General features: G+C 59.4%; 8 protein-coding genes and 2 pseudogenes. 2 read left to right on the top strand and 8 right to left on the bottom strand.

The window, feature by feature from the left end; all coding sequences use genetic code 11:
• Nucleotides 1–124 precede the first annotated feature (124 nt).
• Nucleotides 125–393 (top strand): annotated as a pseudogene (locus AB4Y32_RS39930) (glutathione-disulfide reductase); the annotation flags it as partial.
• Nucleotides 394–833: 440 nt separating this feature from the next.
• Here the strand turns inward: AB4Y32_RS39930 and AB4Y32_RS39925 are convergent.
• Nucleotides 834–2,072, bottom strand: coding sequence for a MalY/PatB family protein (locus AB4Y32_RS39925; protein ID WP_368726506.1), 1,239 nt, complete (start codon nucleotides 2,070–2,072; stop codon nucleotides 834–836).
• A 504-nt stretch (nucleotides 2,073–2,576) separates the two neighbouring features.
• Nucleotides 2,577–3,350 (bottom strand): SDR family NAD(P)-dependent oxidoreductase, encoded by a 774-nt coding sequence (locus tag AB4Y32_RS39920; protein ID WP_368726505.1) that lies wholly within the window; start codon nucleotides 3,348–3,350, stop codon nucleotides 2,577–2,579.
• A 535-nt stretch (nucleotides 3,351–3,885) separates the two neighbouring features.
• Between AB4Y32_RS39920 and gcvA the strand changes: the two genes are divergently transcribed.
• Nucleotides 3,886–4,803, top strand: coding sequence for a transcriptional regulator GcvA (gcvA, locus tag AB4Y32_RS39915; protein ID WP_368726504.1), 918 nt, complete (start codon nucleotides 3,886–3,888; stop codon nucleotides 4,801–4,803).
• Nucleotides 4,804–4,834: 31 nt separating this feature from the next.
• On the opposite strand, the gene AB4Y32_RS39910 is transcribed toward gcvA, so the two are convergent.
• The 6 genes and pseudogenes from AB4Y32_RS39910 to AB4Y32_RS39885 all read right to left on the bottom strand — a co-directional run.
• The gene (locus AB4Y32_RS39910) at nucleotides 4,835–6,061 is read right to left on the bottom strand and encodes an MFS transporter (RefSeq protein WP_368726503.1); all 1,227 of its coding nucleotides are present in this window, start codon (nucleotides 6,059–6,061) and stop codon (nucleotides 4,835–4,837) included.
• Nucleotides 6,062–6,195: 134 nt separating this feature from the next.
• Complete coding sequence (locus tag AB4Y32_RS39905) at nucleotides 6,196–7,218, bottom strand: alcohol dehydrogenase (RefSeq protein WP_368726502.1); 1,023 nt, start codon at nucleotides 7,216–7,218, stop codon at nucleotides 6,196–6,198.
• 25 nt (nucleotides 7,219–7,243) lie between these two features.
• Nucleotides 7,244–8,428: a flavin monoamine oxidase family protein gene (locus AB4Y32_RS39900; protein WP_368726501.1), complete on the bottom strand. Its 1,185-nt coding sequence runs from the start codon at nucleotides 8,426–8,428 to the stop codon at nucleotides 7,244–7,246.
• A gap of 2 nt (nucleotides 8,429–8,430) precedes the next feature.
• On the bottom strand, nucleotides 8,431–9,099 hold the full coding sequence (locus AB4Y32_RS39895) for a cupin domain-containing protein (protein ID WP_368726500.1): 669 nt from the start codon (nucleotides 9,097–9,099) through the stop codon (nucleotides 8,431–8,433).
• A 76-nt stretch (nucleotides 9,100–9,175) separates the two neighbouring features.
• Entirely contained in the window at nucleotides 9,176–9,526 is a 351-nt protein-coding gene (locus AB4Y32_RS39890; protein WP_368726499.1) for a carboxymuconolactone decarboxylase family protein, read from the bottom strand.
• A 49-nt stretch (nucleotides 9,527–9,575) separates the two neighbouring features.
• A pseudogene (locus tag AB4Y32_RS39885) lies at nucleotides 9,576–9,684 on the bottom strand (IS110 family transposase); the annotation flags it as partial.

Here is a 9,684-nt window from a genome sequence, read left to right as displayed (position 1 = left end):
GTTGTATCCTGCCCGTCAAGGGCCGTGCGAGGCGCATTCATTTGCGTACTCCTCTCGGGGAAAACGGGTGTCGGAATCCTCGTTTTACTCCAGGAGGCTTACTTCCGCGGCCCTTCCATAGTATCTAACTGAGCCACAGGCGCGGGCTGAGTTTGGCGATGCTGCAGTGAAAATTTATCAGTCAGCGTTCACGGCCATGTACACAGCGGTGACGCGGCACCGCCAACCGGCACGAATGAAACTCGTGTGCGTGGGCCCCGAAGAGAGAATCGTTGGGATTCACGGCATTGGCTACGGTATGGACGAAATCCTGCAGGGGCCACAAAGCGGAACTTCGACGACACACTGGCGATTCATCCAACAGCAGCCGAAGAGTTTGTGACGATGCGATAAGAGATGAAGGGTTACCACAAGATTTGCGCTGCATAGGGATTCCGCGTAGATCGGATGCATGTACTGGGAAATAGTTGGGGTGGGGTGCGGCAGACCGATGTGAGGCCGTGATTCCGAGTACTTGGTGAGAAATCGCGGAGTGGTGGCTCCATGTAGAAAGGCGTGCGCTGATCAGCGGCGATGAACGAGACGGCTCGAGGTTAGTGGCGGGACAACATCTTTCTAGGTGTGCTCACCGGCGAGACGCAAGCAAATGTAGGTTGCGCATGAACGCGGCATCGCAGGATAGCACAACGGGCCCGAATCGAATCCGGAGGGACCAGCTTGCGCGTATCGCGGAAGGCCTTGTATTTTTTGGCGCAGGCGGATCACGGGCCACAAGGTGTCGATCGGGAGCGCACAAATATTCGCTGCGAGCGCCCAACGTACTTACGATTCGTTCATAGTCCAGCCGCTGCTTCGCCAAGACGCCTGATCGCCTCGACGATCGTAGAGCGAGGACAACCGAGATTTGCACGCATGTAGCCGTGCCCTGCGATACCGAACTTCTGCCCCTTATCGAGCCACAGTCGAGCCTTGGTGAGCATGAACTTGTCGAGTGCGTTCGCGTCCATTTCGAGCGCCCGGCAGTCCATCCAGGCAAGGTAGAGGGAGTCAGCCGGCAAAACCTGAATCCTCGCCGTGATGCGGTGGACTGCGTCGCGGAAGTAGGCATGATTCTCACGCAGATAGACCAGCAACTCCTGGAGCCATGACTCGCCGTGGGTGTAGGCGGCTTCTGCGGCCACCATTCCAAGTGTGTTGACCGACGGGTACATATTCCTGTCGTACTGACGGCGTAGCTCCTCGCGCAGACGCCGATTCGGCACGAACACGTTCGCACTTTGCAGGCCCGGCAAATTGAATGTCTTGCTGGGCGCTGTGCAGGTGATGCTGCCTTCGGCAAACTTCCCGCCGAGCGAAGCAAACGGTATGTGCTTTTTGGTCGGACTAAGGATCAAGTCTTGATGGATTTCGTCCGAAATTACGAGCACACCGTGCCGAGCGCAGATCTCGCCCATGGCCCGGAGCTCGTCCTCTGACCATACGTTACCGGTCGGGTTGTGCGGGTTGCTCAGGATGAACACCTTGGTGTTGTCTAAGATCGCTGCCTCGAACGTCTTCTCGTTGAAGCGGTATCCGGTGTCCGTCCGCTCGAGTGGCGCCAATGTCAGACGACGTCCATTCATCAGAACGTCGTCGTGAAAGTGAGCGTAGACGGGCGGCTGGATAAGAACCGAGTCTCCCGGTGCCGAAAACGCTTGAATGGCGGTCTTGAGCGCGGTGATAATGCCGCTAGTCTGCATTACCCATTCGCGAGCGACTTCCCACCCAAACCGCTTCGCTTGCCAGCCTATCACAGCGTCGACATAGCTGCTGCTAGCTCCTCGTGGGTAGCCGAATACACCGAACTCAACGGCCTCGTGAAGGGCATCGATGACCGGCTGCGGAGCTTTGAAATCCATGTCCGCGACCCACATCGGCAACGGTTGCATCTCCAGTTCATTGGCCTTGAGGAATCGCTCGCCGGACTCCCACTTCAGGGAATTCGTATTCTTGCGATTGATCGCTTCGTCAAAGACAGAGGCGAGTTTTCTGCTCGATGCACCGGAGTTCAATGGTTCGGAATAGGTCTTCACAGTATTTCCGTTGGCTGTTGATCGGTGACCTCGGCTGGCATGTCGTTTTTGGCATTCAAATGCCGGGGTTTTGCTTGCGGCGGATCACCCGCTTGGCTCCCGCGCGGCCCAGCGCTTCTTAAGCGCGTGCCTTCTCTTCGGAGCGAGTTCCGAGGTGCGTACCGAGTGCGTCGAGTTTATCAAGCGGAGATGAATTCGTTATTTTTAACCTTGTGAGTATTTGTACAAGGTCTTTTTATAGATTGGAATTTATGCGTTGCCGCGGATGTCGAAGCAGCAAAATTTCGGTACGGGTACGCTAACGGGCTGGCGGGTCGAGCGTTATGCGCCTGCGGAACGAAGGCAAGGCCCGGACGATGTGGGGACAGGCGCCCGGTTGGGGCGCCTGGGCCACACTGCTGTTGAGCCAGTCGCGGGGGGCTGCCGGTGAGCCGGAAGTAGCTGAGCAATGCCGTCGAGTTGCCGGTAGGACAACCAGGAAAGCAGTGCCTTGCTCGGTGGATATCAGTTGCGGCCAGCCATCACACCACCGTCGACGTCCCAAATCGCGCCGGTTACCCAGCTTGCCTTGTCCGAGAGCAGGAATGTGACCACTTCGGCGACATCCTGCGGCGTGCCTACGCGGCCGATGGGATGGAAACTATTGAAGCCCTGAAGCGCGCTGTGCACCTCCGCCTTCGGGATGAACCCTTCGTAGATCGGGGTTTGGACGACCGCCGGCGACACCGCGTTGACACGGATGTGCTTGGGAGCCAGTTCCATCGCGAGGTGCTGAGTCAGCGAATGCAAACCCGCCTTGGCCATGGAATATGCCGACGACGGGGTTGCTGCGATGGCCTGCTTGGCCCACATGGAACCGATATTGACGATCGCACCGGGGCGAGCCTTGGCGACCAAATTGGTCGCGACTTTCTGCGTGATAAAGAAAAACGCTTTGTTCAGCTTCATGTACTGGTCGTAGTCCGCATCCTGGTGCTCCAGGAACGACTTGGGAAAGAAGATGCCGGCCGCATTGACGAGCAGGTCGATGTCGGCATGCTGCTCGTCGATTGTCTTGAGCAGCGCAGCCAGCCCGTCGTTGCTGGATAGGTCCGCCGTCAACGCGGTTACCTCGCCCAGTGCGGCCAGTTCCTTGCGCGCTTCCTCGGCCTTATCCGCACGATGCCCGACGATGACCGCGCTGCCGCCCTCGGCGAGGACCATGCGGGCTGTCTCCAGGCCCATTCCACTGGTGCCACCGACGACCAGCAACTTCTTGCCCTTGAATTGATTGCTCATTTGAAATCCCTCTGCCCGCTGCTTGGCAGGCTCTGGTTGAGAATTGGGCCGAGCTCACAGCTGGAAGAAAGGGATCTCGATTGCGTCGATACGGCAGAGCTACGCAACGTGCGGACGACCGCTACCTCTTTTATCGCTGTGGCACGGACACCATCGAAGCCAGTAACGGCTAGAAGCAAAAACTATGTCCCTGGCGCGCAACGGATGTCGCCGACGTACAGGCCTCACCACCTTCGACCCAGTGAGGATTCTTCGCTGATTTGCTTTTGTGGGCAAATGAGATAAAGTGTTTCGGGTTGACAGAAAAACTTTCTGTCGTGGGTGCAACAGCAAGCCATTGCGCTGCACGCTTCGAACTGCAATGTCGGTACTGAAGAGAGGCAAAGCCTGCCATTTGGGACGCGGTGCACCTTGATGCCTCCACGCCACGAGCGCCGCCAGGCATTGGTCCTATGCGGAAACGTCAGTAGATTCGGGCCCTGTGACCTGTCCCCGGTCCTCTTACCCTTCAACTCACCCCGAAGTTTATCTTTGCATGAAAGGTCCCGTACATCTTAATGCGCTCCGTGCGTTTGAAGCGAGCGCACGGCACCAAAGCTTCTCGTCTGCGGCAGCGGAATTGAACGTGACGCCTGCGGCAGTGGGCCAATTGGTTCGCTCGCTTGAAGAGTGGCTCGGTACACCGCTGTTTCATCGAGGAACGAGCGGCCGTTCCCGCCTCATTCCAACCGACACGGCCGAGCGTGCGTTGCCGGATCTGCGTGCAGGGTTTGACCGGCTTGCTGTCGGATTGAGCCGCTTACGCGAGGGCTCCAGAAGTGGGGTGCTAACGGTTGCTGTTAGCCCAGCGTTTGCAGCGAAGTGGCTGTTGCCGAGGATCGAGCGGTTTCACGAAATGTGGCCCGAGACCGACGTACGGCTCGATACCAACCTCAAGCTGGTCGACTTCACTGCGCAAGGCATTGACATCGGTGTGAGGTACGGTCGCGGATCCTGGCCCGGTCTTGTGTCGGAAAAATTGATGGACGAACAAATTTGTGCCGTTTGCTCGCCCGCATGGCTCGCCAAGAACGGCAAGCTCAAGACGCCTAATGATCTCTCCGGAAAAGCTCTGATACACGATCTGTCTGTGGACGGACACCTGGGCTTCGCATCGTGGGACGATTGGCTTCAGCGGGCGGGGGCTGAGAACGTCGATGCCAGGCGTGGCATGCGGATCAACAATTCGGCAGCCGTGCTTCAAGCCGCGGTGGACGGCCACGGCGTGGCGTTGGCGCGGAGCGTCATGGCCCGCGACGATCTGGCCGCCGGCCGACTCGTCCCATTGTTCCCAAAAGTGAAATGGACTTCCGAACTGGCTTATTACATCGTTTACCGCGGAGAGTGCGCGTCTCTGCCCAAACTTGCGGCGTTTCGCGAATGGTTAATCCAGGAGGCGAAATCGGCGCATTGACCGATTACCCGCCTCTCTCTCGTGGAGCCGATCAACTGACGATGCGTCGGTGTGCCGTCGCCGAGACGATGAGAGCGAACATCGCCAAGGTAAGGGGAACGAATGACAACGAGAGAACCGTGTTCCAACCATACGAGGTCAGGAGGTCGCCCGACAGCAAGGAGCCGAAGGTCATCGTCCCGAACACGATGAAGTCGTTGAGCGACTGCACGCGGGCCTTTTCTTCCGGTCCATGGCATTCAAGGACGAGAGCCGACGCGCCCACGAAGCCGAAGTTCCACCCCACGCCGAGCAGAATCAGTGTCAGCCAGAAATGCGCCACATTGACGCCCGTCAACCCGACGGCGGCTGAGAGAGCGATGAGCATCAGGCCCGTCATAACGACCCTTTGCGCCCCGAAGCGCGTGATCAAACGTCCCGTAAAGAAGCTGGGACCATACATCGCGATGATGTGCCATTGAATGCCAAGGTTGGACGACGTCTGCGGCAGGCCGCACATTTGCATCGCAAGTGGTGCGGCCGTCATCAGAAAGTTCATCAAGAGGTATGAAACAGTTGCGCAGACAACTGCGGTCACGAACCTGGGCTGGCGTGCGATGATGCCGATCGGGCGGCCTCCGGCCGCCGCCGCCGTCAAAGGCTTTGGAAGACGCACACCCAAGAGGATGAATGCGGATATGGCGGCTACTGCTGCTTGCGCCAAGAATGTCACCGCGAATGTATGGGGCGCCCACACATTCATGGTGTAGGTGACGAGTTGCGGCCCGATTACGCCAGCGAAGACGCCCCCCGCCATGACGAACGATAGGGCACGCGGACGTCGGTCCGACTGCACGCAATCCGCGGCCGCAAAGCGAAAGGACAGCACTACCGCGGCATAGGCGCCGGCGAGGAACGTCGCGGCGTTAAAGAGCCAGAAGGAGTCCACCATGACCGCCGAGGCTGCAAGCAGGCCAGCAAGCACACCGCATCCTGTGCCGATCAAAAAGGCAGTTCGACGACCATAGCGTTGCGCGATGGCCCCGCTGGGTAGTGAACAAGCCGCCATCCCCACCACAAAGATAGAGATGGGCAGCGTCGCCAGCGCGTGACTCGGGGCAAGCTCGTTCCCGACGATTGCGCCTGTTGAGTAGATAATTGCCGAGTTTGCACCGGCGAATGCCTGCGCGACGGTGAGCCTTGCGATATTACTTTTCGCGTGAATATAAGGGGACGGCAGTGGCGCGGCGGTCGGGGTGGAGGAATCGACGTGTGACATAGGTTCGTTCTAGATTGTCCGGACTGACGAGCGTTGCGAAGCGAGCCACCATTGGCGATGTTCGCCTACCGCTGGGCTAGAACCTCGGCTCAGCGCTGGCATGACGATTCATGGTCGGTACCTACCAACATGCGTTATTTCTTTCGCATGACCAAGACCATCCTGAACTTGACATCGCCGGTCTTCACTTTCTCATAGGCGGCGAGCGCATTTTCCAGTGGCATGATTTCGATCATCGGCCGAACATCGGTCAGCGCGCTGAAATTCAGGGCTTTTTCGTTCTCGTAGGGAGTGCCTGTCATCGATCCGACGACGCTCTTTTCTCCGGAGACCAGTTGGCCGCTCGCGATAGGTAACGGATCTTTGCCCACGCCCAGCACAATCAATCTGCCCTGTGGCGCGAGGCCCCCAACGCACGCGGATACGGTGGCGGCGTGGCCTATCGTAGTGACGATAGCTTGCGCGCCTCCCATCTCCTTGAGTTTGGCTACGGCGTCGTCTTCATTCGTGTCGATATAGACATGCGCCCCCAGTGCCAATGCATCGTCGACAATCTCCCGCCCGCGGCCGATGGCCACGACTTTGAAGCCCATTTTGCGCGCGTATTGCAACGCCATGTGCCCAAGTCCGCCGATTCCCAGCACGGCCACGAGATCGCCCGCTTCGGCCCCCGACTTCTTGAGCGCATTGAAGGTGGCAAGGCCCGCGCACAAGATGGGCGCCGCCTCCTCGGAGTCGAGCTCGTCGGGAATCGAAACCAAGCCTGTGCTGCGAGCGATCATCACTTCGGCGTAGCCCCCATCGGACGTTACGCCAACGACCGGCTGATTCCGACAAAGCTGAAATTCTCCGCGCCGACACTGGTCGCATTCGTTGCAGTGGCCACCGAGGCGGCCGACGCCAACGCGCTGACCCAGCTTCCAGATCGCGGGTACTGTGGCCCCGATGGCAGCGATTCGTCCGATCGCCTCATGGCCCGGTACGCGCGGCTGCGATGTGGGATCGGCTCGATCGATCTGGCCGATGTCAGCGCCGCAGATGCCGCATGCCTCCACCTCGATCAAAACCTCGCCAGCTCCCGGAGTCGGTCTCGGTCGTTCTACCAGCTCGAGAAATCCAGGCCGGCTCAACTGCATTGCTCGATAGGTGCTATTCATGTTCATGTCGTGAAGAGTATGGGGGTTACACGATTCCTGGTTGCGGCGCCTGGCTATTGCACCTCGACGCGTAGCCGTCCGCTGCTGCCGCATGGATCGCCTCTTGCACGCCAAGGGTTGCGGCATCGATGGCTCCCGCCACATAGCCCGGAAATCGGGCAGACCATTCGCTGGCGATTCCGGCCAGACGCCCATGCCACGGACCTGACGCCACGATCGCCCTCGGTGCCGTGCCGTGTCCGGCTGTGCCGTCCAAGTCGACCGTCGTCGCGGTCAGAGGATCGGCGGCCCAGTCTTTGATCAGCTCTGCTTTAGGCCGCTCTGCCCCGGCGCCAAAGATCCGCTTCAACTGCGCTCGACTGTGCAGCATCAACTCTTTCTCCGACACACGCTTGCGCGTGCGGGCGGGAATGCCGAAGAAGCCGAACAGTGCAGCGCTGCCGTCCGGCATGGAGGCATCGTGGATTTCCGCGAGCGGTCCCACGGCGCTTCGGGCTTCACCGGAAAGTCCCCGATCGCGCCAGAATGGCCGGTCGTAGACGGCCACATATTTGGCGTGCGAGGCCATCCATGTGGCCGTATTGCTCCAGGCGCGCGATGTCGAATCCGGCAATGCGGGGGTGAAGTCGATTGTGGAAGTCGCCAAGCGTGGCGGTACCGCGAGCAACACGAATTGCACGTGGAACGTGACAAGCCGATCCTGCAAATCCTCGGCATCGACTTCGATGTGTTGACCGGCATGGCGTACGCGCCTGACTCTATGACCGGCAGCGAGCCGTTCCTGCGGGAGCTTCTTGCGCAGGGCCGCGATCAGTGCGTTCATCCCACCCACCAAACGCATCGACGGCGGCGATGCAGCGTAGCCGGAGTCGACCCGCAAAGGTACCTCGTGCGGCGATCGCTCGATGATCATGCCGCCGGCTTCATGTTGTTCGAACCGTTCAAGGGCTAGGCCGTCGACGAGACGATCGAGCTGAGGCTGGAGCGCTGGCCAGAACCACGTTGGCCCTAAGTCAAAGCGGTCGATGGTATCGGATGTATCTTGGCCTGCTTCATCCATTCCGGCGGGCGACACGGAAAGAATGCGACCGCCAAACGTGGAGCGGGCTTCCAACAATACGTAGTCTTCGATGCCCTGTTGCTCGAGAAGAAGGGCCGCATACAGACCGCTTAGGCCCCCCCCGATAATGGCGATACGCGTTGCTTTCATGCCTATGCCTCCACCGCCCGATCGACCAAGTGACCCGTCTTGAGGTAGCAGGTCGACCCCTGTGGGCCGGCTACGATCTCGGGATACTCACCCACGGGTAGTCGAACCCAACTGCCCCGCTCACAGGACCGATTCCCAAGCACTAGATTTCCGGCCAATAGCAGCAATTCGGCACCGTCTATTGGGCCTTCAAATAACGCTTCGCCTGGCGATAGGCGTTGCAGACAAACTTGTTCGGCATTCGACGTGAACAGAGAGCACACTTCGCGTCGACCTTGGCGCTGCCAGAATGCGGGATCGCGGGTGTCGATGCGCACGCGGTGGTGGTCTCCGGGGTGCATTTGCCGAAGCTTGACGAAAATGATCGCGCCCTCGGCGCTGGACGGCTGATGGCTGGATCCTGGCGGATTGCGCAGATACCAGCCGGCCTGATAGTGCTCGTCGCGCTCGGAGAACGTGCCGGACATGACAAAGATCTCCTCTCCTCGCGGGTGTGCGTGGTCAGGAAAGTGTGAACCGGCTGCGTACCGCACGATGCTGGTCGCCCGGGCTTGCTCCTCCCCAATCCTATCGAGCATCACGCGCTCGACGCCGCTCTGCGGGGAGGCGACCCAGTTGTACCGGTCTGGTGTGATGACGACTTGGCGCGAAAAATCTGCATTTACAAGCATGGATGTCTTACCGCAAACACCGATAATGGACGGCCGGCTTACCTGCCATCGGTAGCCGACCGCGTCCAGAGGTGACTCAGGTGTTCGTATTGGGAAGTTGCGCGTGTGCTTCGAGCACGCGCGCTGTATAGACCAGGGCAGGCCCGGCGTTCATCGCGATGGCCACGCTCAGCGCCTCGGCGATTTCCTCACGCGTCGCGCCTTGTTCGACGGCCTTCTTCGTATGCACCGAGATGCAGCCGTCGCAGCGCGTCGTCACCGCCACGGCCAACGAAATCAGTTCGTGAATCTTGGGACCGAGCGTGCCATTTTTTTCGGGCGAACTTTCGATCATGTGAAGGCCCTTCATCACTTCCGGGCTAAGGTCCGCGTAGTCAGCGACGCGCGCCAGCAAAGAAGCACGGTAGTCGTTCCAGTCATGCATCATGTCGGTATCTTCTCAAAAAGTAGTAAGAGGTTAGCAACTGTCTTGGAGGTCAAGCATTTTTGAGGTCCGTCCCATGAAACGATGCGTCCCACGGCCTGCCGGCTTTGACCATCGCGTTCAGAATGGTCAGCAGTTTGCGCATGCAGGCCACGAGCGCG

The sequence above is a fragment of the Paraburkholderia phymatum genome, assembly GCF_040965635.1.
Classification (GTDB): domain Bacteria; phylum Pseudomonadota; class Gammaproteobacteria; order Burkholderiales; family Burkholderiaceae; genus Paraburkholderia; species Paraburkholderia phymatum_B.
This window is presented reverse-complemented; position numbering and strand designations above follow the sequence as displayed.

Coding starts and splice junctions, on each gene's coding strand:
- AB4Y32_RS39920 (WP_368726505.1), bottom strand. CDS start 3,350: ATGAGCAATCAATTCAAGGGCAAGAAGTTGCTGGTCGTCGGTGGCACC.
- AB4Y32_RS39895 (WP_368726500.1), bottom strand. CDS start 9,099: ATGCTTGTAAATGCAGATTTTTCGCGCCAAGTCGTCATCACACCAGAC.
- AB4Y32_RS39905 (WP_368726502.1), bottom strand. CDS start 7,218: ATGAATAGCACCTATCGAGCAATGCAGTTGAGCCGGCCTGGATTTCTC.
- AB4Y32_RS39900 (WP_368726501.1), bottom strand. CDS start 8,428: ATGAAAGCAACGCGTATCGCCATTATCGGGGGGGGCCTAAGCGGTCTG.
- AB4Y32_RS39910 (WP_368726503.1), bottom strand. CDS start 6,061: ATGTCACACGTCGATTCCTCCACCCCGACCGCCGCGCCACTGCCGTCC.
- AB4Y32_RS39890 (WP_368726499.1), bottom strand. CDS start 9,526: ATGATGCATGACTGGAACGACTACCGTGCTTCTTTGCTGGCGCGCGTC.
- gcvA (WP_368726504.1), top strand. CDS start 3,886: ATGAAAGGTCCCGTACATCTTAATGCGCTCCGTGCGTTTGAAGCGAGC.